We start from the raw sequence: 21248 nt of genomic DNA, 5'->3' as shown, positions 1-21248 counted from the left end.
AACGCTGTCGGTGGGGCGATAGCTCCGATCCCGACCGGCCGGGACCGACACGCTCATGCGCCGCTGCCCGCGTAGTACACGCTGACATGCGCGTGCGAGACTGGGACGACATCCTCGCCGACGTCGCGAGCGACTCGACCGACCCCGACGGCTGGCGCGCGGTCGCGGGCTCCAGACGCGAGGGGCTCGGTGAGGACCTCTACTTCGGCCACCCGGGCGTCGGCGTCTACCACCTCAAAACGTACGCGAAGAACCCCCGCGACCTCCGCGGGGTGGGCGCGCGGATCACCCGCAGCGTGGACGACGAGCTCGACCCCCTGCTCCCGGACGAGGAGTCGGCCGGGCGGTTCGCGGTGCAGTCGCCGCCGGAGGACGAGTCTGAGGCCGAGGACGCCGCGACTCGGCTGCGCGAGACGCTGAAGGTCCACGCCGAAGCGCCCACCAGCCCGGACCACCTGTTCGAGGACGTGATGGAGGCGATCGACTCGCCGGCGTTCGGCCCGATGGACTACGAGTTCGACGGGCGCCCGGACGAACTCGACGAGCTCTCGGACACCTTCGAGGAGGCCGAGGAGCTGCTCTCTGCCGAACTCGAGGACCTGATCGACGAGGACGACGTGGACCGCGGGTTTCACTGATCGGTGGTTTATACGTGATCGACGACTCCGCGGTGGCCCCTCCAAAGCCCCAGCCGCGAGGACGGCGCACGTTCGCTGTGCGCTTCAGTCGCTCGCGATGCTCGCTCCCTGCAGTGCTTGCGTCACCTGCGCCGTCCTCGCGGCTGCCCCTTTGAGTCCCGCCCCGCACAGCAACCACACCTCACGCCTCCCCAGCCTCGTCGGTCGCCCTCCGCGTTGCTCCGGACGACCGACTCCCTCGCGCGGCGCTCCTCGCGCCCTTATTAGGGCGCTCGGAGGCGCGCGCCACCGCACAGCTAGTTATATGCGATAGTGACCGTGACCGGGTCAGCGGCACACCTGCCGACGCTCCTTTATAAACGACGTCCGTACGATCCGCATGGGCTACCCGGTCACCTACTACTGTCCGCACTGCGGGACCCTCGTCGAACTGGAGCGCGACGGCTACCTCGCGGACAAGTCGGTGACGCCGTACCCCCTCGAAGGGTGGTCGTACGTGGCCCCGACGGGAGCGTTCGATGGCGACGACGCCGACGGCGTCCGGTTCGTCTGCGGCGAGAGCGACGGCGTCGACTGGGACCCGCACGACGGCGTCCGCGGGTCAGACGTGGGCGGCGACGAGCCCTATCGGGAGCCGGACGCCCAGGGCATCGGCTGCGGCGAGCCCTTCTACCTCTCGTTCGTTCGGTACGAGGAGGGTCGCGAGATCGACCCGCGCGCGGAGTCGGAGCTGGTGGAGATCGATCCCGATCCGCGTCCGGGAGGCCCGCGTGGTCCGGGCGGTCCGGGCGGACCGAGGGGCTCGGGCGGCTCGGGGGACTCCGACGGGGGCTTCTGGTGAGCGCTCGCGGGAGTTCGCGGCCGACTGACAAACCCCTTAACGGGTGAGCGAGTACACCGGCGTATGGAAAGCATCAACCGGACCGCGATCGAGCTCGTCGACGAGGCGCTCGACTTCGCCGGCGAGCTCGACGTCGTCGGCTACGAGCTGGACAACGGCGCCACCGTCGTCGACTTCGGCGTCGACGCCGCGGGCGGCGTCGAGGCGGGACTGCTGCTCGCCGAGATCCAGACCGCCGGGCTCGCGAACCTCCGCACCCGCATGGGCGAGGTCGCGGGCGCGCCGCGTCAGTACGTCGAGCTGTCGACCGACCACCCAGCGATCGCGCTGCTCTGCTCGCAGAAGGCCGGCTGGGAACTCGCCTTCGACTCCGGCTTCGAGGGGCTCGGCTCTGGGCCGGCCCGGGCGCTCGTCGGACAGGAGACCGAGTTCGAGCGCGTCGGCTACTACGACTCCTCGGAGTTCGCGACGCTCGCCGTCGAGTCGACGACGCTCCCGACCGAGGAGGTCGCCGAACACGTCGCCGACCTCGCCGAGGTCGACGCCGAGGGCGTGTTCCTGCCGGCGTACGCGACCGGCTCGACCGCGGGTTCGGTCGCCACCGCGGCCCGCGCCGCGGAGCTCGCCGTCTTCCGCCTGCTGGAGCTCGGCTACGAGCCGACCGACGTGCTCCACGCCTCCGGTTCGGCGCCGATGGCCCCGGCCACCCGCGACGAGGACCTGGCGATGGGGCGGACGAACGACGCCCTCGCGTACGGCGGGGAGGTCCACCTGCAGGTCGCGCGCGACGACGACCGCTTCGACCAGATCGTCTCGACCGCCCGCGAGGAGTACGGGACGCCCTTCGTCGAGGTGTTCGAGGAGGCCGACTGGGACTTCTACGAGGTCGACGAGCGCGTCTTCGCCCCCGCGCAGGTCACCGTCGACGTCGTCGACGGCCCCGTCTACACGGTCGGCGAGACGGACGAGGAGCTGCTGGCGGAGTCGTTCGGCTACCGCTGATGCCGGCCGCCGCGTCGACCCGTCCCGTCCCCCGACGATGAGGCTCAAACCCGTCCCCGAACCCCCCGACTCGCTCGACGACCTCCGCGCGTTCCAGCGAGCCGTGCCGCTCGTTCCCGGGAGCACCGACGACTGCTGCGCCCGGCTCCGCGAGCGGCAGGGGCTCCCCGACCGCCAGACCGCGAACGACTGGCTGGCGTTCCTGCGCGCGCTCGGGCTGGTCCGGGAGACGCCCCGCGGGTTCGTCCGGGCTGACGCCGAGCCGACCGCGGAGCGAGTCCGCGAGGGGATTCGCGAGGGCGTGCTCCTCGTTCCGGAGGCGCTCGCTGCCCTTCGAGACGCCTCGGCCGCGGACCCGCTCATCCACGACGACCTGTTCGCGGCGACGCGGGAGTCGGTACCGCGACACGACCGCGCCCGCGATCCGAACTGGGAGGCGACGTGGGGCGAGCGCGCCGCCCGGCTCCTCCGGTGGCTCGCGCTCGTCGACCTCGCCGAACCGATCGATCCGGGCGAGCGTGGAGATCCGGGCGAGCGTTCGGTCGCCTACGTCGCGGGCGAAGACGCCTGAAACGACGGTTCGCGGAACCTGCGGGCGACTCGTGACAAGCCTTTTACTCGGAGCCGGAGAGGAACTTCTCATGGGACGATTCGACGGGCGGGACGGACCCCTGACGGTCCGGTACGAGCCGACGAGCGTGAAGGACCTGCTCGTGGAGATGAAGGACACCGCCGAGCTGTTGATCGACCTGTCGTACTCCGCGGTCCTCCACGGGAGCCCGACGATCGCCCACGAGGTCGTCGAGCTGGAACACCGGATGGACGTGCTGCAGATGCGGGCGCGGATGAGCCTCATGCTCGCGGCGCGGAGCCCGGACGAGGCCGAGACGCTCGCGCCGGTGCTCGGCGTGATCGGCGCGGCGGACAAGATCTCCGACGCCGCCGGCGACATCGCCAAGATCGTCACCGAGGAGATCGGCCTCCCCGACGCGATGCGGGGCGCGCTCACTGAAGGCGTCGAGACGCTGGTCCGTGGCACCGTCTCACCCGACTCCGCGTACGCGGGGCGGACGCTGAAGGACATCGATTTGGAGTCGGAGACGGGCGTGCGCGTCATCGCGATCCGGCGCGACGACGACTGGATTCTCAACCCCGGTCCGACGACCCGGATCGAGGCCGGCGACGTGACGCTCCTCCGCGGGCCGGAGACGGGGGTCGCAGACGTGCACCCGACGCTGACCGGCGACCCGTTCGAGCCGGACGAGCCCCCGGAGCCCGCCATCGACGACTTGGAGCGCGCGGTCGACTCCATCGTGTTGATGAAGGACCTCTCGGAGCTGGCGGTCGATCTGGCGTACGGCTCCGTCCTGTTCGACAACGAGGCGCTCGCCGAGGAGGTGTCGAACCTGGAGATCGAGGTCGACGCGCTCCAGTCCCGGTTCGAGGCGTGGACGCTCCGGGCCGCCCGCGAGGCCGACGACCCCGTCTCGCTGCGTGGGCTGATCCACCTCGGCGTCGCGACCGAGGAGATCTCCGACGCCGCCTTGGAGATCACGGAGGGCGTCATGCGCGACATCGGCGTCCACCCGGTGGTGGAGATGGCGGTCCAGGAGTCCGACGAGATCATCGTCCGGACCGTGATCGGTGAGGGAAGCGACCTCGACGGGACTCGGATCGAGGACGGGATTCCCGCGACCGACATCTCGACGAGCGTCATCGCGATCCGGCGGCCCGACGAGGGGTGGCTCGTCGGCCACGACATCGACACCACCCTCCGAGCCGGCGACGCCGTCATCTCGAAGGGGACCCGCACCTCGGCCGAGGAGTTCGAGGCGCTGGCGGCGTGACCGTGCCCCGAACAGACGACGCCCGTCCCGTCCGCGCGTACTACGACGCGCTCGACGCCGGCGAGTACGACCGGCTCGCTGCCCTGCTCGATCCCGAGTTCGTCCAGCGGCGCCCCGACCGCACCTTCGAGGGACGCGACCGGTTCGTCGCGTTCATGCGCGACGGGCGCCCGATGACCGACACGGCCCACGCCGTCGACGCGGTGTACCCAGAGGGTCCGGGCGTCGCCGTTCGGGGGAGACTGCTCGACGCCGACGGCGACGAGCTATTCGCGTTCGTGGACGTCTTCTCGGTCGAAGACGGGCGGCTCGCGGCGCTGGAGACGTACGCGGCGTCGGACGGCGAGTAAGCCTCTCGGACGGCACCGACCTCGCGTTTTTCCCGTTTCAGGACTCGTACTCGGCCCAGACGTATCGCGTCCCGTAGCTCCGGTAGGGGCGCCACGCCTCGCCGATCTCGCGCATCTCCGCGCGCGTCAGCTCCGCGCCGTCGTTGTACACCTGCTCGATCCCCTTCCGCACGGCCAGATCGCCCAGCGGGAGCACGTCCTCGCGGCCGAGCGCGAAGATGCAGTACATCCGCGCGGTCCACTCGCCGACGCCCCGGATCTCGGTGAGTGCGGCCACGACCGTCTCGTCGCTCGCGTCTGCAAGCCCCTCGCGCGTGAGGTCGCGGTCGCCGTCGCTAAAGGCCCCGGCGACCTCGCGCAGGTACTCGACTTTCGTGCCGCTGAGCCCCGCCTCGCGGAGGTCGTCCTCGTCGGCCGCGAGCACCCGATCCGGGGTCGGATCGCCGCCGAGCGTGTCCACAAATCGCTCGCGAATCGCCGCCGCGGAGGCGGTCGAGAGCTGCTGGTTCACGATCGAGGTGCAGAGGCGCGCGAACTCGTCGCCGGCCGGCTCGACCGCCAGCGGGCCGTGTCGGTCGATCAGCCGCGCCATCGTCGGGTCCTCGCGCAGGGTCGCCGCGACTCGCTCGTTCATCGAGAAGCGGTTGGGTCCGGAGACGGGAGTGGGTTTCTCCCGTGAGACGCACGGAGATAAACTTACGGTGCGTTTTTCGTTTGGAAGATGGAAACGTTCAACCATGACGGTTCCGACCGTTTCCGTATGCAGCTCGAAGACGTCCAGCGCGTAACGGTTCTCGGCGCCGGGAACATGGGGCACGGCATCGCGGAGGTGGCCGCGCTCGCCGGCTACGATGTGGCGCTGCGGGACATCGAGGAGGAATTCGTACAGGACGGCTACGACCAGATCGAGTGGTCGCTCGGCAAGCTCGCCGAGAAGGACCGGATCGGCGAGGAGGAGGCGGAGGCCGCGCTCGACCGCGTGGAGACCGTCGTCGACCTCGAAGACTCGCTCGTCGACGCCGACGTGGTGATCGAGGTCGTCCCCGAGAAGATGGCGATCAAGAAGGACGTGTACGACGAGGTCGTCGAGTACGCGCCCGACGAGGCCGTCTTCGTCACCAACACGTCCAGCCTCTCTATCACCGAACTGTCGGAGGTCATCGACCGCCCCGAGCGCTTCTGCGGGATGCACTTTTTCAACCCGCCGGTGCGGATGGACCTGGTCGAGGTCATCTCCGGGAAACACACCTCGGAGGACACCCTCGAACTGATCGAGGGGCTCGCCGAGTCGATGGGGAAGACGCCCGTCCGCGTCCGAAAGGACAGCCCCGGCTTCATCGTCAACCGCATCCTAGTCCCCCTGATGAACGAGGCGGCGTGGATCGTCGAGTCCGGCGACGCCGACATCGAGACGGTCGACTCCACGACGAAGTTCGACATGGGGCTCCCGATGGGCTCGTTCGAACTCGCCGACCAGGTCGGCATCGACGTGGGCTACCACGTTCTCGAATACATGCACGAGACCCTCGGCGAGGCGTACCGGCCCTGCCCGCTGCTCGTCGAGAAGGTCGAGGCCGAGGAGCTGGGGAAGAAGACCGGCTCGGGGTTCTACGACTACGAGAACGGCGGCGCGCAGATCCCGTCCGACGCGGTCGACGCCGACGTTCGCCAGCGCCTGCTCGCCGTGATGGCCAACGAGGTCGCCGGGCTCGTCGGCAACGACGTGGCCGACCCGCCCGCGATCGACCGCGCGGTGATGCTCGGCGCCGGCTTCCCGGACGGCCCCGCGAAGCTCGCCGACAGCGAGGGGCTCGACGAACTGGTCGACGTGCTCGACGACCTCCACGAGGAGACGGGCGAGGCGCGCTACGAGGCCACCGACTCCCTGCGCGAGGCCGCCGAGGCGGGGGGCTTCCACGGCGGAAACGGTGCAGACGCCGAGGGCGCCGACGGCGAGGACGGCGGCGACGCGTTCGCCGCCTACGACACCCTCACCGTCGCCGTCGAGGACCGGATCGGCCATATCGAGATCGACCGCCCGCACCGGATGAACACGATCAGCGGGGAGCTGCTCGACGAGCTCGCCGACGCGATCGACCGCCTCGATGCCGACGACGAGGTGCGGGCGATCCTCCTCTCTGGCGCCGGCGACCGCGCGTTCTCCGCGGGCGCCGACGTGCAGAGCATGGCCGCCGGCGGCGCGGACCCGATCGACGCGGTCGAGCTGTCGCGGCAGGGCCAGCAGACGTTCGGCAAGCTGGAGGCGTCGGACAAGCCCGTCGTCGCCGCGATCGACGGCTACTGCCTCGGCGGCGGGATGGAGCTCGCGACCGCGGCGGACCTCCGGGTCGCCTCCGAGCGTTCGGAACTGGGCCAGCCCGAGCACAACCTCGGACTCCTCCCGGGCTGGGGGGGCACCCAGCGGCTCGCCCGGATCGTCGGCGAGGGGCGCGCCAAGGAGATCATCTTCACCGCCGAGCGCTACGAGGCCGAGACCTTGGCGGAGTACGGCTTCCTCAACGACGTGGTCCCGGCGGACGAGTTCGACGAGCGCGCGTGGGACCTCGCGGAGCAGCTCGCGAGCGGCCCGCCTATCGCCCAGAAGTACACGAAGCGCGCGATGCACGCCGGCCGCGGCGACGACGCGGCCGGCCTCGAAGTGGAGGCGATGGGCTTCGGGCACGTGATGAACACCGACGACCTCATGGAGGGCGTCACGGCGTTCATGGGCGACGACGAGCCCGAGTTCGAGGGGAAGTAGGGTCGCCGCCTCTCGTCTGGTTACAAGAATCCGAGAGTCGCTGCCGCCACCGATCGCCTCCGAGCCTCCCTAGACGTACCCGTCCTCGACGAGCAGCTCGCCGTTGAGCAGCGAGGCGCCCGCGGCGCCGCGGATCGTGTTGTGCGCGAGACAGTTGTACTTCGCGCCGGCGTTCGTCGCCTGCACGCCGCCGGCGACGATGCCCATCCCGTCCGCGTACGTGCGGTCGAGGCGGGGCTGCGGGCGCTCCGGCTCGTCGTCGCCGAACACCTTGATGAGCCGGTCGGGCGAACTCGGGAGCGACCCGGCGCCCTCGAACGAGCGCATCGCCTCGCGGAGGTCGGCCGGCGAGGGGTCCTCGGCGAACTCGGCGAAGACGTTCTCCAGATGGCCGTCGAGCGTCGGGATTCGGTTACAGGAGGCGGCCACGTCGGCGCCGTGGAGGTGGACCTGCGCGCCGTCGAACTCGCCGAGGAGCTTGCGCGACTCCGCCTCCATCTTGTCCTCCTCGCCGCCGATGTGCGGGATGGCGTTGTCGATGATCTCCATCGAGGTGACGCCGGAGTAGCCCGCGCCGGAGACCGCCTGCAGGGTGGAGACGCGGACGCTCTCCAGCCCGAACCGGTCGATCGCGGCGAGGGTGGGGACCATCGTGATCGTCGAGCAGTTCGGGTTCTTGACGAGGGCGCCGTCCCAGCCGCGCTCGTCGCGCTGAACCTCGATCAGGTCGAGGTGGCCGGGGTTGATCTCGGGGATCGTGAGGGGCACGTCCATCGCCATGCGGTCGTTCGAGGAGTTCGAGGAGACGACGTACCCCTCCTCCAAGAACGCGGGCTCGACCTCCGCGGCGACGCCCGAGGGGAGCGACGAGAAGAGGAGGTCAACGTCATCGTCCGCGATCCCCGCGGGGGTCGTCTCCGCGACCTCCATCCCGGCCACGTCGTCCGGGATCGGGGTGCTCACGCGCCACTTGGCGGCCTCGCGGTAGGTCTCGCCCGCGCTGTCCGCGCTGGCGGTGACCGCGGCGAGGTCGAACGTCGGGTGGTCGTCGAGGAGCTGGATGAACCGCTGTCCCACGGCGCCGGTGGCGCCGAGGATGCCGACTCGTACAGACATTGCGCGTGAGTCGGTCACAGGGACGTAAGTGCGTTCGGATACGCGCCGATTCCGCCGGTCGGTGACCGCGCCCGCGCCGGGCGGAAGCGACCGCGCCCCGGTGACGACGACCGCGCGCTGGCGCGGCACGCGGCGTTTATATACTTCCCCGTGGCAGTACCTGTCATGACCGACTTCGGAGCGCTGTCCGTCGCGCCGCCGGTGCTCGCGATCCTGCTAGCAGTGATCACTCGGAAGGCCGTGCTGTCGCTGTTCCTCGGGATCTGGTCCGGGGCCGTCATCGTCACGGGCGGGCTCGGGATCGTCCAGACGTTCGAGTGGATCGTGGCGGCGGTCTCCGACGAGTTCCAGGCGACCATCCTCGTGTTCACCCTGCTGCTCGGCTCCGGCGTCGCCATGGTGTGGAACCTCGGCGGGACCGCCGCCGTCCGCGACTGGGCGCTCGAACGGCTCGACAGCCAGCGGCAGGCCGGGCTCGTCGCGTGGGGACTCGGGATCGTCCTCTTCTTCGACGACTACGCCAACACCGCGATCGCCGGCTCGGCGATGAAAGACGTCTCGGACCGCTTCCGGATCTCCCGCGAGAAGCTCTCGTACATCGTCGACTCCACCGCCGCCCCGGTGGCGACGCTGGGGATCTCCTCGTGGGTCGCGTTCCAGCTGTCGCTCATCTCGGACGGGTACGAGTCCGCGGGGGTCGCCGAGGCGAACCGCCCCGGCACCTTCGAAGTGTTCGTCTCGTCGATCCCGTTCAACATGTACGCGATCCTCGCGATCGTGATGGTGCTGTTGATCGTGGGGTCGGGCCGCGACTACGGCGAGATGCTGACCGCCGAGAACCGGTCGTGGACCTCGGGGAGGGTGACTCGCGACGAGGCCGTGCCGATGCAGGACGTGGCCGGCGAGCTTGGCGAGCCGCCGGCGTCGACGCCCCGACTCGCCAACTTCTTCGTCCCCGTGGCGGTGCTGATCGCGGTCACGGTCGCGACCGCGCTGTGGTCCGGCGACTTCTCGCCCGCCGGCTTCGGCGGCGACCTCCTCGCCGGGGAGTTCGAGGCGGCCGGCGGGCGGCTGTGGGACGCCGCGCTCAACGCCTCCTACGAGGTGGCGCTGATGATCGGCTCGTTCGCGATGGTCGCGAGCGGATTCGCCCTCGGGAAGCTGTACGGTATCTTCGGCGTCGGCGACGCGACAGAGTACACGATCGACGGGTTCGGGATCATGCTCACCGCGGCCTCCATCCTCGTGCTCGCGTGGGGGATCGGCGAGGCCATCGACGCGCTCGGCACCGGCGACTACGTGGCGACGGCGACCGTCGGCTCCGTCTCGCCGGCGCTGCTCCCCGCGCTGGTGTTCGTCGTCGCCGGCGTCATCGCCTTCTCGACCGGCACCTCGTGGGGGACGATGGGGATCGTCACCCCCATCGCGATCCCGATCGCGTGGGAGGTCAGCGGCGGCGGCGCCGCGGGCCACACGCTCGTGGCGGCGATGGTCGGCGTCATCTTCTCGGGCGCCATCTTCGGCGACCACAGCTCGCCCATCTCCGACACCACCGTCCTCTCGGCGACGTTCACCGGCGCCGACCTGATCGACCACGTCCGCACGCAGATCTACTACGCGGTCACCGTCGCCGCGGTCGTCGTCCTCCTCCTCGTCGTGTGGGGGTTCACCCGGGTGACGCCGCTGGCGCTGCTCCCGCTCGGCGCCGTCCTGCTCGCCGGCCTCGTCTACCTCCTCTCCGAGTTCGACGCCGCCCGCCGCGGGATCGATCCGGTGTCGGTGTCGGAGCCGCAGACCGACGACGGCGAGCGCGTGGTCGTCGCCGGCGACGAGCAGAGCGACTGAGCGTCCCAACGGACCCTTTAAACCCGGCGAGGGGCTATCCGTGGACGCGCGCCCTCAGTCCCCGCCCGAGTACTCCCCGATGGGAGCGATGACCGCGCGGAGAACCCAGGCGCGTCACATGTGGTCGCACACGCGACCCGCCCGTCGCCGCGCAGGCGACCGCCCGCCACGAGGGTTTCCCGGTCGACGCGGCACGCCGCCGGAGATGAGACCGGTCGTTAGTGTCGCGGGCGTACATTTCGGTCTACGATCTCGAAGCGACGAGACGGCTCGTCCGACGTGGGCTCGAACGAACGGTGGGAGAACCGCTAGCCGGACGCGAAGCTGTTTCGCTTTGGGGTGTTTGGCGTCATCGCTGGCCGCCTTCCTCGTAGGGGTGAACGACGACGAACCCCTCGGAGCCGGTGAACCGCATCTGTAGCTGTTCGCCGGATGTCTGCCCGATCTCGATCGTCTTGTTCGTCTCAATCGACGGCGAGAGGTCGGCGCTCCACGCGACGGTGGCGTCGGGGTCGGTTGTGACCGGCGGCGTCATCACGGCGGGGTCGCCGTGGGTCGTGACCGCCACGGTTCCCGGACCGGTGAGGAACACGTTCGTCAGCCCGCCCGCGGCAGCCTGAGAGAGTCCACTGGCCGTGCTGATCTCGTAGCTGATGGCGTCCTCGAACGCCAGCACGTCGGTCCCGTTGACCGAAATGGACTCACCGGCGTCGAGTGAGAGGATCTGTACCTTCTTGCCCTGTTCGGCCACGTAGAGCGTGCCGGAGCCCTCGGCCTCCATGATAGCTAGGCCCCGGCCCCGTCCGCCCCGAGTACGGCTTCCCATCGGACGGACGCAGCGCCCCTCCGCGTTCGTGGCCTTCGGCGACCGGCCGTCGCGTTCGACTCTGAAAAGAGCGGCTTGTACCACCACAGCTCACGAAGCCGGACGGGATACTCGTACCGCGCGGACGGCTCCGCCGGATCGCCGCCGGCTTTCGGTCGTGTGATGTGTCGGTTCCCGAACTGGCGCCCGACGACCGTCCGACACCTCTCGGTCCGGTTCGGTGTTCGCCCCGAGGGGACGCGGTCACGCGACTGGCCGCTTCGGCGGGGGATCGACTCCTCGTGACGGTGGGGTTAGCAGCCGCGGTCGGCCTTCTCACCCTCGTCGGATCGGTGTGAGGCCAGACCGACCCCCGTTCTCAAGTGGCCGGCCCGAGTACCGGGACGCATGCTCGTCGAAGAGGTGATGTCGACCGACCTCGTCACCTGCGACGCCGGCGCGTCGGTCCGGGATGCGGTCGAGCGGATGCTCCGGAACCGGGTCGGCAGCGTGGTCGTCACGAACGAGGGGACGCCCGCGGGGATCGCCACCGAGTCCGACGTGCTCCACGCGGGATACGTCACCGACGATCCCTTTTCGGCCATCCCGCTTCGGAGGGCGATGAGCAGCCCGCTCGCGACGATCCAGCCGACGAAGACACTCCGGGCCGCCACCGACCGAATGCGCTCCGAGGGGGTGAAGAAGCTCGTCGTCGTCGACGGGATGACCCCGGTAGGGATCGTCACGACGGGAGATGTCGTCGACAACTACGCCGGGATCAGACGCGAGGTGCGCGATCTGGCGACCGACGCGGAGCGCTGGTCGAGTCGGGGGGACCGGCTCGACGGGTGAGTTGGACCGTCCGGGGCTCCGCTCAGTCGTCGTCGATGATCCCCTCCGCCACGGCCATGTCGTCGACGCTCGGGTCCTCGGCGGAGCTCCGCAGGACGAACCGCTTGCGGATCAGATCCGCGAAGTAGATGACGGTCCCGAGGATGAGCAGGGTATCGCCCGGCAGCCGCGCCCAGAACAGCGTCTGGACGAGCGACCCCTCGTAGAAGGCGAGGCTGCGCGCCGCGGCGTAGCTCTCGGTGAACGCGACCTCCAACTGGAGGAAGCCGATGGGGAGCACCGAGACGAACACCATCAGCGCGAGCCCGACGTTCCAACACCAGAACGACGCCCGGAGCCAGGAGCCGTCCCAGCGCTCGGGGTCGATCGACAGCTGGAGCATGTACGCCACCATCCCGAGCGCGAGGAAGCCGAACGCGCCGAACATCGCGGCGTGGGCGTGGCCCACGGTGAGGTAGGTGCCGTGCTCGTAGTAGTTGATCAGCGGGAGGTTGATGAAGAAGCCGAGCACCCCGGCCCCGACGAAGTTCCACACCCCGCTGGCGACGATGAACATGAAGGGGAGCTTGTAGGGGAACCCGGTCTCGCTCATCGCCCGGTACTGCCCGATCGCCTCGTAGAGGATGAAGATCAGCGGGAGCAGCTCCAGCGTCGAGAAGACGCTCCCGATCGGCACCCAGTAGTCGGGCATCCCGACCCACCAGTAGTGGTGCGAGACGCCGATGACGCCGGTCCCCATCACCAAGAGCGCCTGCAGCATGACGGCTTTCTCCGCGCTGCGCCGCGTGAGGAGGTTCATCGAGACCAGCGTGAGCCCGATGATCGCGACGATGAAGAACTCGAAGGCACCCTCGACCCACATGTGGACGACCCACCACCGCCAGAACTCGGTGACGGCCATGTTGGTCGACGGCGTGAAAAGGAAGCCGGCGACGAACAGCAGGGTGATCGAGCCGCCCGCGTAGAGGATCATGTGCGCGAGCCCGTACACCGGCTCGCGGTCGAGCAGCGGCTTGAGCCCGCGGATCGCGAGGATCGCCCAGAGGACGAAGCCGGCGAGTAAGCCGCCCTGCCACACCTTCCCGACTTCGAGGTACTCCAACCCTTCGTTGCCGAGGAGCCACCACAGCTGGCCGTCGAAGTAGCCGTTCGCGCCGAGCCAGATGCCGCCCATCCCGCCGACGACGACGGTCACCAGCGCGCCGAGCAGGACGTTGACGTACGTCGACTGGCGCTTCGGCTCGTGGCCGGTGAGGAGCGGCGGGAGGAACAGCCCGGCGCCGAGCCACGTCGACGCGATCCAGAGGATGCCCAGATCGATGTGCCACGTCTTCGCGATCGCGAAGGGGAGCAGCTGGAGGATGTGGGTTCCGAACACCTCCTCGATCCCGAAGAACCCGGCCCGTTCGATGTAGAAGTGGGCCAGTAACCCCCCCAACAGCACCTGCGCCAAGAACAGCCCGGCGGCGATGGGGATGAACCGGAGCGCCGCGCGCTGGCTCGGGAAGACGCTCACGTCGCCCGGCTCCGGCACGGAGATCCCCTCGGCGGACGGCTCCGGGAGCTTCACCGACTTGTAGAGGAGGATCGCCGCGCCCGCCGCGCCGACGAGCAGCACCATCGCGATCACGCTCCACGTCATCGCGGCGCCGGTCGCGTCGTTGCCGGCACCCGGCGAGTAGGGCCACTCGTTCGTGTAGGAGTTGTCGCCGTCGGGCCGGTCGGTGTGGGCGAACCACGCGGTCCACAGCGCGAAGTCGGCGAAGTCCTCGGCCTCCTCGGTCGACTCGATCATCCCGACCGGAACGCCCCGGTCGTGGTCGCCGCCGTGGTACCGGGCGACGTACGTCTCGCGCACCTGCTCGTGGGCGTACGCCTCCGCGGCGGAGTACCGGACGGTGTCGCTCCCGTCGTGCGCGCTGTCGAGGTCGTCACGGGCCATCTGGTCGATCGCCGCGCGCTCCGAGGAGCTGAGCGAGTCGTAGCCGGCGTCGTACTCCGCTTGCGCGTAGTACTCGCGCATGTGCTGGGTCTTCAGCTCGAGCGTCTCGGCGGTGTAGTCCTCGCCGTAGTACGCGCCGTTGCCGAGTATCGACCCGTGGTTCATCAACCCGTACTGTTGGAACGCCGCCTTCCCGTCCTGCACCGTCTCCCCGGTGGCGATCGTCTCGCCGTCGGGACCGACGACCTCCTCGGGGATCGGCGGCGCCTCCTGATACGCGAACCACGCCCCGGCGCCCATCACGGCCAGGTTCAACAGGAACGCCGCGACGATGACCTTCGCGATCGTCTTGCGCGTGAGCTCCATCGGGTGAGCGTTACCCCCACACGGACTATCAGTTTGGCGGCAACATGTTCGGACGCCGTTCTCGGTAACTGACACCGTCAGCCGCCGTCGCGGTCGCTACAGGCCGAGACCGACCGCGCGAGCCGGCGGCACGAACATGTTCGTGCCGTGGCTTACCGGGAAACGGCGCGTACGAACGGGTATGCCAACGACCAGCGAGGCGGCGGCGCCGGAGTCCGCGGGCGCGGCGGAGTCGGAAAGCGCGCCGGAGTCCGCGAGCGCGGCGGAGTCGGAAAGCGCGCCGGAGTCCGCGAGCGCGGCGGAGACGATCGCCGAGACCACCGTTACGGTGCGGTGCACCGGCCACGTCCGCACGGAACTCGGGAAGTTCGAGTTCGAGTACGCGTTCGAGGGGGACACCCTCCGGGAGTTCCTCGACGAGCTGTTCGCGGAGTACCCGGAGCTACAGGAGATGCTGATCGCGGAGAGCGAGGCGGAGGCGACCCACACCGGCTGGGCGCCGACGCCCGAGGAGCTGCCGGGGACGTGGACGAAGAACCCGGTCGGCGAGCAGACCATCGCGTACGCCCGAATCCTCGTGAACGGCCACTTCAACGAGAACGAGAAGGGATTTGACACCGAGCTGGAGGACGGCGACCGGGTCGCGCTGGTGTACCCGTTCATGTTCTGCTGTTAGCTCTGCGCTCCCCCGCTCGCCTCGCCGTCCGGTACGTTTTTCAGAATTCGCTTCGCGTCGGAAACCATGTACGCGGCCCTCTATCGGCTCGGCATCGGTGCGTACCTCCTGTGGCTCCTACTCGTCGTGCTGCTCGTCGTCGGACGGTACACGCCGGCGCCCTCGTTCCGGGTGGTCCACCTCGGCGTCGTCGCCGGCGCGGCGGTCTTGACCCTGATCGGCGCGGGACGACTGCTCAGACAGGGGTACGGCTGGGCGACGCACCGGCTCGACGAGCGAGCGTAGCAATGCGGGGGAAGGGATTCGAACCACGGTCGGACGTGCTCGCTTCGCTGCGCGCGACCTCCCTGATTCGAATCCCTTCTGTGCCGATTGCTGTCGCTCGCGAAGCGCTCGCGACAGCAATGCGGGGGAAGGGATTCGAACCCTCGAACCTCTACAGGAGCGGATCTTAAGTCCGCCGCTTTTGGCCAGGCTCAGCCACCCCCGCGCGGATCTGGGTTCCGGTGGCGGGGTCAAACCCCTTTCGGATGTCGCGTCGGCGCCCGGAGGAGTCAGGGCGCTCGCACCGCGCGACCGCCCCTACCAGTCCACGGAGAGCGTCCCGTCGCCGTGCGGGTCCGGCGCGATCTCCTCGTCGGTGCGGCGGTCGACAACGTGGATGACCCCCTGTTCCTTCTTCGCGGGACACACCTCGGCGGCGCGAACGTTCTCCTCTAAGTCGTCCTCGCCGACGTAGTACGACCGCGGCTTCGCCATCCCGCTTTGCACGTCCATCACCCAGTTGTCACCGACCTCGGCGCACTTGCCCGCCCCGAAGCACTTGTTCGCCTCGAAGACGATCTTGTAGGGCTTCTCCTCGATCGGCGGCCCCTCGCCGCCGATGTCGCTCGCGCGCAGCGCCTCGCCGTCGGCGTCCGCCTCGTCGCTCATACCCGTGATCGACGCCGGCCGGACTTTCGTTTGTCGGTCGTTTTCATCCTCTCGCGGAGCGTGCTCACCGGTGCGCGTCGAGCCCGTCCTCCGGCGCCTCGACGATCTCGTAGCTCCCCTCCGTCCAGCCGTCCTCGACGAAGACGAACACGCGGCCGCCGGCGACCTCGGGGTCGGCGATCACCTCGTTGCGCTGCCCCTCCCGCCCGACGATCACGCCGGGGAACACCTCGTCGCGCTCGCTGTCCTCGACGATGACGCGGCCGACGCCGGAGTCCTCCAAGATCTCGTCGTCGGTGTTGTAGTCGTTGACGTACGTCATCACGCCCTCCGTCTCCGTCGGGTCAGTGACGAGCACGTGCGTCTCCTTGCCCGGACCGGCGGTCACCGACCCCTCGACGGCGTCCGGGACGCCGCGGTAGAGGGTGGTCCGCCCGTCGAGGTACTCGACGACGACGCCCTCCTCGCGGAGGTCGATCCCGATCGACGTGGGGGGAACGTCGCTGCGTGAGGGTGCTGACATACGCGACGTTCGGTGCGCCCGCCTCAAAAGGGGCGCGCTCGGCGGTCGAGTGTCGCCCATTCAGAAGCGAGAATCGGGGATGGCACATTTAAGGTTCCGCCGCCGGGAGGGTATTCCATGCAACGGACGCGACGGGGCCTGTTGGGCGTCGGCGCCGCCGCGGTCGCCGGGATCTCCGGGTGTCTCGGCGTCGAGGGCGTCGAGTACCCCGACGCGGCTGCCGAGGACCCGCCGAACGCGGACGACGGTGGTGACGGGGACGACGCGGACGACGGTGGCGACGGGGACGACGCGGACGACGGCGAGGAGCAGGCCGACGGCGACGGCCCCGAGTCGGTCGCGACCGAGGCGCTCGCGACGGCGACCCGCGAGGTCGTCGACGACGCGGTCTGGTTCGCGGTCGAGTACCCGTCGGCGGTCGAGACGTACCGGAACGCGATCCGGGGGCTCGTCTCCGAGGTCGACGCCGTCCGGGACGCGGCCGACGCGGACGGCGCCGCGACCGTCGAGATGGCCGACCGGCTCGACGAGGCCGGCCGCGCCGCCGCCGACACCGCCGCCGACGCGCTGGAGCCGCACTTCAGCCCCCGCTCCCGGATCGTCTCTCGGACCGAGCGCCACGTCGAGAAGCTCCGGACGTTCGCCCCCCGCAGCGACGTCGACCGTTTTCTTGAGGAGCTCTCGCGGATGCGCGACGGCTTCGCCGCCGTCGCCACGGCGACCTACATCCGGGAGGCGTTCTCGCGCGACCCGATCCACAACCGCCTGCTCGACCGGCTGCTGGCTCCGCTCCCCGAGGGCGACGCGGAGCGGCGGCGGGCCCGAGGCGGAACGCTCGTGGAGGTCGCGCTCGCGAGCCGCGGGTTCTCGGCGTTCGCGCACGAGCCGTACGACGAGGAGGCGCACGACCGCGACCGGACACCGAGGATCTACGGGAGCGCGTTCGGGACCGACCGCCGCGAGGAGCTGCGCGCCCGGCTCGGGCCGGTCACCAGACCGCGGGATCGGACCGAGGAGCTGTTCGTCGCGTTCGCGGCCCGTCCCGACGCCGGGAACCGCCCGAGCCGGACCTTCGCGGGGTGGGCACACGAGCTCGACGGGACGCCTCTGTACGTCCAGCGGTACCCGGACGCGGCGACCGCGAGCGACCGGCTCGACGCGGTCCTCGACGCGGCGTCGACGGAGGGACGCGCGCCGATCGATCCCGACGCGACCGCCGCCGGGTCCGACTTCTCCGGGAACGCGACATCGTCGGACGGTGACGGCGGCGCGGAGACGGAGACGGAGGCGGAGACGGAGGCGGAGGCGAAGGCGGAGGCGGAGGCGGAGGCGGCGGCGGGGGAGGGCGGACCGATCCGCTGGCACCGCCTCTACCACCACGAAGCCGAGGGCGAGCGGTACGGGTTCGACGAGCACGCCGGGGTGCAGTACGGGTACGTCGTGCGGGCCGGCGAGTTCGTCCTCGCGACCGGGTTCTCCGGCGACGCGTGGGAGGAGCGAACCGGGTGGCAGGGGCGGCTTGTCGAGGGGTGGGCGGTCCGATGAATGCGAACGGGGTCGGCGTCACGGCGGCGGTGTTCGCCGTCGTCGGTGCCGGCGTCGGTCTCGTCGCCGCGGCGACGACGGGGTGGGCGGAGGCGGCGCTCGCGACCGCGGCGACCGGCGAGACCGCCCGGTTCGGCCCGGTGTTCGTCGCGCAGTCGTACCTCGCCGTCACCGCCGCGTCCCTCGCGCTCGCGCCCGCTATCGCCGGCGTGCTCGGCGTGCTCGTCGGGTCTCGGGCCTACGACGCGGGCGATGCGGCCGCGACCTGCGGAGTCGGCGGCGGGCTGGGCGCCCTCGTCTACGGGGTCGTCGTCGTCGTCCTCGTGGTCGCCTCGCAGGGCGAGGCGGCGACGCAGGCCCACGGGATCGCGGACGCGTCGGGACCGATGCTCACGACCGGCGTGGTCGCCGCCGTCGTCGGCGCGGCGACCGGCGTCCTCGGGTCGGTGATCGGGTGACCATGGCGGACCGAGCCCGCCCGCACCGCGACCGGGGCGCGTTCCGAGGCCCACCTTTAGGTCGCTCGGCGACGAGGGGGAGGCCATGACGCGCTCGCTGTCCCGCAGGCGACTGCTGGCCGCGGCGGTTCCCGGGGCGCTCGCCGGCTGCCTCGTGGAGTCGAGCGACGGCGCCGGTGAGGGGGCGATCGGGAGCGGGAACGCGGGGCACGACGCCGAGAGCGGTTCGGAGGGCGAGGCCGCACGCGAGTCGCTCGCCGAGGGCGACGGCGCGACCGCCGAGCAGGCCGACGACGGGGATGTCCCTGACGAACTCGGTCCCGACGGCGCCGGACTGGTGGTCACGGACGCGGACGTGGTTGACGTGACCGACGGAGGGGTCCAGACGACGGTGGAGGCGGAGATCACGGTCGAGAACGCCGGACGATTCACGTACGGGACCGTCGAGCTTCGCGTGGACGCGTACGCGACTGGACTGCGGGACCGGAAGCCGGTCGGATACGACAACGTGGACGGCTCGTTCACCGCCGGAAACCGGTTCGACGACGGGACGAAGCTGTTCGAGGTGTCGATAACCGTCCCCAACAGCGAGACGCACACCCGTCCGGCCCCGGACTGGTACGATGTCGACGCGGCGGTCAGACGCGCGGAGCCCCTGTGAGCGGTCGCCGCAGGAACCGGTCCCGGAAGGCCGCCCGGCCTCCCGAGAGACTCGCCGTGATCGCTAGCTCTTTGTCCGCGCTCGCGAGCCGTGAGTGCATGGAGGGACGGGCAGCGGCGCTCGGCGCCGGCACCGTGTTGAACGCGCTCGCGACGGGCACCGGCGCGGCCTTCGGCATCGACGTCGAGACGCGCGCGAGCGTCGCGCTCGATCCCGACGCCGACGGCGTGAGCGGGGAAATCGCCGAGGACCCCGACGCCGACACCGCCCTGATCGAGCGCTGCGTCGCGCTCGCGACCGAGCGCTGGGGCGACGGCGAGGGCGGCACGGTCCGGACCGACAGCGACGTGCCCCTCGCGGCGGGACTCAAAAGCTCCAGCGCGGCCGCCAACGCGACCGTCCTCGCGACCTGCGACGCGCTCGGGCTGACGACGGGGGACTTGGCCGCCGACGGCGACGCCTCGGACCCGTCCGTCGACGTCACCCGCCTAGAGGCATGCCGGCTCGGCGTGCGGGCGGCCCGCGAGGCGGGCGTCACGGTCACGGGCGCGTTCGACGACGCGACCGCCTCGATGCTCGGCGGCGTCACCGTCACCGACAACGGCGCCGACGAGCTGCGCGCCCGCGAGCCCGTCGACTGGAACGTCCTCGTCTGGACCCCGCCCGAGCGCGCCTACAGCGCGGACGCGGACGCGGCCCGCTGCGAGGCCGTCGCGCCGATGGCGGATCTGGTCGCCGACCTCGCGCTCGACGCCCGGTACGCGGAGGCGATGACCGTCAACGGGCTCGCCTTCTCCGCCGCGCTCGGCTTCGACGCCGACCCCGCGGTCGAGGCGATGCCCCACGCGACCGGGGTGTCGCTGTCGGGCACCGGCCCGAGCGTCGTCGCCGTCGCCGCCCCCGACGACCCCGCCACCGACCTCGACGCGGTCGCCGACGCGTGGGGCGACCGCCCCGGAACGCTGCGGCGAACGACGACCAGAAACGACGGCGCGGCCGTCGAGTGAGCACCCGTGAGCACACCACCGACTGATCCCACTACCTACCAATGAGCGACACACCGAACTCCGAGGACCGAAGCCTCGACGAACTGCGACGCGAGATCGAGGACATCGACCGCGAGATCGTGGAACTGATCGCCCGCCGGACCTACGTCGCCGACACGGTCGCGGCCGTGAAAAACGAGCGCGACCTCCCGACGACCGACGAGGGCCAAGAGGAGCGCGTGATGGGGCGCGCCGGCGAGAACGCCGAGCAGTTTGACGTCGACGCCAACCTCGTGAAGGCGATCTTCCGACTGCTGATCGAGCTGAACAAGGTGGAACAGCGGGAGAGCCGATAGCTCAGCCGAGGCCGAGACTCAGGTGTAGTGCCTCGTCGACTTCAGCCATCGTGGGTCCGTCGAGCGAACCGACGACCGAGTGAATCCGTTCCGGAACCGAGACGGTTCGAATCTGGTCCAACCGGACTGAGGAATCCTTTTCGAGCGGTGACCCGTCCGCCTCGACGAACACCTCGAACGGATACTCGCGATGGGTCCCTGTGACGGGCGCGACGATGGTCGTACTGGAGTTCCGGTTTCCGATATCGTTTTGAACGACCACGGCCGGCCGCGTCTTCTTCATCTCGTGTCCTTCGGCGGGGTCAAGCCGAACGATAACCACGTCACCCCGTCGCACGTCCGTGCCGTCACTCATCGAGGCGTTCCCACGCTTCGTCGGACGTTTCGCTCCACTCCTCGGCGAGTGCCTCTGCGCTCTCGGAGGCCTCCCGATAGGCGGTTGCCAGCTCGTCGTCGTCCGGACGGTCGGACTCCACCTCAACGACGGCGACGGTTACGCGCTTGTTCGCGTACTCGGTGCCGAGATAGACTCGACCCCGGTCGTCCGTCTCGTTCGTTTTGAGGTCCGTTGCGTCTACTTTCATCGACACCCGGTACGGACCCACCGTTGATATGTGTTGCCCACTATTACCCACGGAGTTTCTCGTAGAGAGCCTGTCATAGAATCAGTCTCATAGCGTGAGCTTCTCACGGCCCGGATTATTTCCCCGCTCAAAATTGGTAATAGCAACGACAATTCGGAGAC

Annotated in this window: 23 protein-coding genes, 1 tRNA gene and 1 pseudogene; 16 read left to right on the top strand and 9 right to left on the bottom strand. The window is 70.0% G+C overall.

The window, feature by feature from the left end:
* The first annotated feature begins 86 nt into the window (after positions 1-86).
* The 6 genes from ESO89_RS10315 (at position 87) to ESO89_RS10290 (ending at position 4678) form a co-directional block, all read left to right on the top strand.
* Positions 87-638 carry a hypothetical protein gene (locus ESO89_RS10315; RefSeq protein WP_128905432.1) on the top strand — a complete coding sequence of 184 codons (552 nt, stop codon included), beginning with the start codon at positions 87-89 and terminating at the stop codon, positions 636-638.
* Positions 639-1017: 379 nt separating this feature from the next.
* Positions 1018-1479, top strand: coding sequence for a hypothetical protein (locus tag ESO89_RS10310; RefSeq protein ID WP_128905431.1), 462 nt, complete (start codon positions 1018-1020; stop codon positions 1477-1479).
* Positions 1480-1542: 63 nt separating this feature from the next.
* Complete coding sequence (gene mch, locus ESO89_RS10305) at positions 1543-2481, top strand: methenyltetrahydromethanopterin cyclohydrolase (protein WP_128905430.1); 939 nt, start codon at positions 1543-1545, stop codon at positions 2479-2481.
* Between the two features lie 37 nt (positions 2482-2518).
* Positions 2519-3052 (top strand): hypothetical protein, encoded by a 534-nt coding sequence (locus ESO89_RS10300; protein WP_128905429.1) that lies wholly within the window; start codon positions 2519-2521, stop codon positions 3050-3052.
* Between the two features lie 70 nt (positions 3053-3122).
* Positions 3123-4328, top strand: coding sequence for a potassium channel family protein (locus ESO89_RS10295; protein WP_128905428.1), 1206 nt, complete (start codon positions 3123-3125; stop codon positions 4326-4328).
* Complete coding sequence (locus ESO89_RS10290; protein WP_128905427.1) at positions 4325-4678, top strand: nuclear transport factor 2 family protein; 354 nt, start codon at positions 4325-4327, stop codon at positions 4676-4678. The genes ESO89_RS10295 and ESO89_RS10290 overlap by 4 nt, the downstream gene beginning before the upstream one ends.
* Positions 4679-4715: 37 nt before the next feature.
* Here ESO89_RS10290 and ESO89_RS10285 read toward each other — a convergent pair whose 3' ends face one another.
* The gene (locus ESO89_RS10285; protein ID WP_128905426.1) at positions 4716-5312 is read right to left on the bottom strand and encodes a DNA-3-methyladenine glycosylase family protein; all 597 of its coding nucleotides are present in this window, start codon (positions 5310-5312) and stop codon (positions 4716-4718) included.
* A gap of 126 nt (positions 5313-5438) precedes the next feature.
* Here ESO89_RS10285 and ESO89_RS10280 point away from each other — a divergent pair, with 126 nt between their 5' ends.
* Positions 5439-7439: a 3-hydroxyacyl-CoA dehydrogenase/enoyl-CoA hydratase family protein gene (locus tag ESO89_RS10280; protein WP_128905425.1), complete on the top strand. Its 2001-nt coding sequence runs from the start codon at positions 5439-5441 to the stop codon at positions 7437-7439.
* Positions 7440-7508: 69 nt separating this feature from the next.
* Here ESO89_RS10280 and asd read toward each other — a convergent pair whose 3' ends face one another.
* Positions 7509-8555 carry an aspartate-semialdehyde dehydrogenase gene (gene asd / locus ESO89_RS10275; RefSeq protein ID WP_128905424.1) on the bottom strand — a complete coding sequence of 349 codons (1047 nt, stop codon included), beginning with the start codon at positions 8553-8555 and terminating at the stop codon, positions 7509-7511.
* A 165-nt stretch (positions 8556-8720) separates the two neighbouring features.
* Between asd and ESO89_RS10270 the strand changes: the two genes are divergently transcribed.
* Positions 8721-10400, top strand: a complete 1680-nt coding sequence (locus ESO89_RS10270) for a Na+/H+ antiporter NhaC family protein (RefSeq protein WP_128905423.1) — start codon at positions 8721-8723, stop codon at positions 10398-10400.
* 349 nt (positions 10401-10749) lie between these two features.
* Here ESO89_RS10270 and ESO89_RS10265 read toward each other — a convergent pair.
* Positions 10750-11199: pseudogene (locus ESO89_RS10265) on the bottom strand (AIM24 family protein); the annotation flags it as partial.
* Between the two features lie 414 nt (positions 11200-11613).
* Here ESO89_RS10265 and ESO89_RS10260 point away from each other — a divergent pair.
* Complete coding sequence (locus ESO89_RS10260; RefSeq protein ID WP_128905422.1) at positions 11614-12057, top strand: CBS domain-containing protein; 444 nt, start codon at positions 11614-11616, stop codon at positions 12055-12057.
* A gap of 22 nt (positions 12058-12079) precedes the next feature.
* Here the strand turns inward: ESO89_RS10260 and ESO89_RS10255 are convergent, their stop codons facing one another.
* A complete protein-coding gene (locus tag ESO89_RS10255; RefSeq protein WP_128905421.1) occupies positions 12080-14365 on the bottom strand; it encodes a nitric-oxide reductase large subunit in 2286 nt (761 codons plus the stop codon).
* Positions 14366-14546: 181 nt separating this feature from the next.
* Here ESO89_RS10255 and ESO89_RS10250 point away from each other — a divergent pair, with 181 nt between their 5' ends.
* Complete coding sequence (locus tag ESO89_RS10250) at positions 14547-15041, top strand: MoaD/ThiS family protein (protein WP_241686192.1); 495 nt, start codon at positions 14547-14549, stop codon at positions 15039-15041.
* Between the two features lie 66 nt (positions 15042-15107).
* Positions 15108-15326 carry a hypothetical protein gene (locus tag ESO89_RS10245; RefSeq protein WP_128905420.1) on the top strand — a complete coding sequence of 73 codons (219 nt, stop codon included), beginning with the start codon at positions 15108-15110 and terminating at the stop codon, positions 15324-15326.
* A 120-nt stretch (positions 15327-15446) separates the two neighbouring features.
* On the opposite strand, the gene ESO89_RS10240 is transcribed toward ESO89_RS10245, so the two are convergent.
* The 3 genes from ESO89_RS10240 to ESO89_RS10230 form a co-directional block, all read right to left on the bottom strand.
* Positions 15447-15531: transfer RNA gene (locus tag ESO89_RS10240), tRNA-Leu, on the bottom strand.
* 92 nt (positions 15532-15623) lie between these two features.
* Positions 15624-15974: a ferredoxin gene (locus ESO89_RS10235; protein ID WP_128905419.1), complete on the bottom strand. Its 351-nt coding sequence runs from the start codon at positions 15972-15974 to the stop codon at positions 15624-15626.
* 64 nt (positions 15975-16038) lie between these two features.
* Positions 16039-16497 (bottom strand): DUF5796 family protein, encoded by a 459-nt coding sequence (locus ESO89_RS10230; RefSeq protein ID WP_128905418.1) that lies wholly within the window; start codon positions 16495-16497, stop codon positions 16039-16041.
* Positions 16498-16614: 117 nt separating this feature from the next.
* On the opposite strand from ESO89_RS10230, the gene ESO89_RS10225 reads away from it, so the two are divergent.
* The 5 genes from ESO89_RS10225 (at position 16615) to ESO89_RS10205 (ending at position 20503) form a co-directional block, all read left to right on the top strand.
* Positions 16615-18042 carry a hypothetical protein gene (locus ESO89_RS10225; protein WP_128905417.1) on the top strand — a complete coding sequence of 476 codons (1428 nt, stop codon included), beginning with the start codon at positions 16615-16617 and terminating at the stop codon, positions 18040-18042.
* On the top strand, positions 18039-18500 hold the full coding sequence (locus ESO89_RS10220) for a hypothetical protein (RefSeq protein ID WP_128905416.1): 462 nt from the start codon (positions 18039-18041) through the stop codon (positions 18498-18500). The genes ESO89_RS10225 and ESO89_RS10220 overlap by 4 nt, the downstream gene beginning before the upstream one ends.
* Before the next feature lie 85 nt (positions 18501-18585).
* Positions 18586-19161 (top strand): hypothetical protein, encoded by a 576-nt coding sequence (locus ESO89_RS10215; RefSeq protein ID WP_128905415.1) that lies wholly within the window; start codon positions 18586-18588, stop codon positions 19159-19161.
* Positions 19162-19259: 98 nt separating this feature from the next.
* Positions 19260-20168 carry a shikimate kinase gene (locus ESO89_RS10210; protein ID WP_128905414.1) on the top strand — a complete coding sequence of 303 codons (909 nt, stop codon included), beginning with the start codon at positions 19260-19262 and terminating at the stop codon, positions 20166-20168.
* A 41-nt stretch (positions 20169-20209) separates the two neighbouring features.
* Entirely contained in the window at positions 20210-20503 is a 294-nt protein-coding gene (locus tag ESO89_RS10205) for a chorismate mutase (protein WP_128905413.1), read from the top strand.
* A 1-nt stretch (position 20504) separates the two neighbouring features.
* Here ESO89_RS10205 and ESO89_RS10200 read toward each other — a convergent pair whose 3' ends face one another.
* Both ESO89_RS10200 and ESO89_RS10195 read right to left on the bottom strand, forming a co-directional pair.
* Positions 20505-20858, bottom strand: a complete 354-nt coding sequence (locus tag ESO89_RS10200) for a type II toxin-antitoxin system PemK/MazF family toxin (protein WP_128905412.1) — start codon at positions 20856-20858, stop codon at positions 20505-20507.
* Positions 20851-21087, bottom strand: coding sequence for a hypothetical protein (locus tag ESO89_RS10195; protein ID WP_008848264.1), 237 nt, complete (start codon positions 21085-21087; stop codon positions 20851-20853). The genes ESO89_RS10200 and ESO89_RS10195 overlap by 8 nt, the downstream gene beginning before the upstream one ends.
* Between the last annotated feature and the right edge of the window lie 161 nt (positions 21088-21248).

This window comes from Halorubrum amylolyticum, from assembly GCF_004114995.1.
Taxonomy (GTDB): Archaea; Halobacteriota; Halobacteria; order Halobacteriales; family Haloferacaceae; genus Halorubrum; species Halorubrum amylolyticum.
The sequence above is the reverse complement of the archived record's forward strand: the minus strand, read 5'-3'. Positions and strand labels throughout refer to the sequence as shown.

Bases quoted from the DNA above. Each gene is read 5' to 3' on its own strand.
- ESO89_RS10315 (WP_128905432.1), top strand. From the start codon at position 87: ATGCGCGTGCGAGACTGGGACGACATCCTCGCCGACGTCGCGAGCGAC.
- ESO89_RS10310 (WP_128905431.1), top strand. From the start codon at position 1,018: ATGGGCTACCCGGTCACCTACTACTGTCCGCACTGCGGGACCCTCGTC.
- mch (WP_128905430.1), top strand. From the start codon at position 1,543: ATGGAAAGCATCAACCGGACCGCGATCGAGCTCGTCGACGAGGCGCTC.
- ESO89_RS10300 (WP_128905429.1), top strand. From the start codon at position 2,519: ATGAGGCTCAAACCCGTCCCCGAACCCCCCGACTCGCTCGACGACCTC.
- ESO89_RS10295 (WP_128905428.1), top strand. From the start codon at position 3,123: ATGGGACGATTCGACGGGCGGGACGGACCCCTGACGGTCCGGTACGAG.
- ESO89_RS10285 (WP_128905426.1), bottom strand. From the start codon at position 5,312: ATGAACGAGCGAGTCGCGGCGACCCTGCGCGAGGACCCGACGATGGCG.
- ESO89_RS10280 (WP_128905425.1), top strand. From the start codon at position 5,439: ATGCAGCTCGAAGACGTCCAGCGCGTAACGGTTCTCGGCGCCGGGAAC.
- asd (WP_128905424.1), bottom strand. From the start codon at position 8,555: ATGTCTGTACGAGTCGGCATCCTCGGCGCCACCGGCGCCGTGGGACAG.
- ESO89_RS10270 (WP_128905423.1), top strand. From the start codon at position 8,721: ATGACCGACTTCGGAGCGCTGTCCGTCGCGCCGCCGGTGCTCGCGATC.
- ESO89_RS10260 (WP_128905422.1), top strand. From the start codon at position 11,614: ATGCTCGTCGAAGAGGTGATGTCGACCGACCTCGTCACCTGCGACGCC.
- ESO89_RS10255 (WP_128905421.1), bottom strand. From the start codon at position 14,365: ATGGAGCTCACGCGCAAGACGATCGCGAAGGTCATCGTCGCGGCGTTC.
- ESO89_RS10250 (WP_241686192.1), top strand. From the start codon at position 14,547: ATGCCAACGACCAGCGAGGCGGCGGCGCCGGAGTCCGCGGGCGCGGCG.
- ESO89_RS10245 (WP_128905420.1), top strand. From the start codon at position 15,108: ATGTACGCGGCCCTCTATCGGCTCGGCATCGGTGCGTACCTCCTGTGG.
- ESO89_RS10235 (WP_128905419.1), bottom strand. From the start codon at position 15,974: ATGAGCGACGAGGCGGACGCCGACGGCGAGGCGCTGCGCGCGAGCGAC.
- ESO89_RS10230 (WP_128905418.1), bottom strand. From the start codon at position 16,497: ATGTCAGCACCCTCACGCAGCGACGTTCCCCCCACGTCGATCGGGATC.
- ESO89_RS10225 (WP_128905417.1), top strand. From the start codon at position 16,615: ATGCAACGGACGCGACGGGGCCTGTTGGGCGTCGGCGCCGCCGCGGTC.
- ESO89_RS10220 (WP_128905416.1), top strand. From the start codon at position 18,039: ATGAATGCGAACGGGGTCGGCGTCACGGCGGCGGTGTTCGCCGTCGTC.
- ESO89_RS10215 (WP_128905415.1), top strand. From the start codon at position 18,586: ATGACGCGCTCGCTGTCCCGCAGGCGACTGCTGGCCGCGGCGGTTCCC.
- ESO89_RS10210 (WP_128905414.1), top strand. From the start codon at position 19,260: ATGGAGGGACGGGCAGCGGCGCTCGGCGCCGGCACCGTGTTGAACGCG.
- ESO89_RS10205 (WP_128905413.1), top strand. From the start codon at position 20,210: ATGAGCGACACACCGAACTCCGAGGACCGAAGCCTCGACGAACTGCGA.
- ESO89_RS10200 (WP_128905412.1), bottom strand. From the start codon at position 20,858: ATGAGTGACGGCACGGACGTGCGACGGGGTGACGTGGTTATCGTTCGG.
- ESO89_RS10195 (WP_008848264.1), bottom strand. From the start codon at position 21,087: ATGAAAGTAGACGCAACGGACCTCAAAACGAACGAGACGGACGACCGG.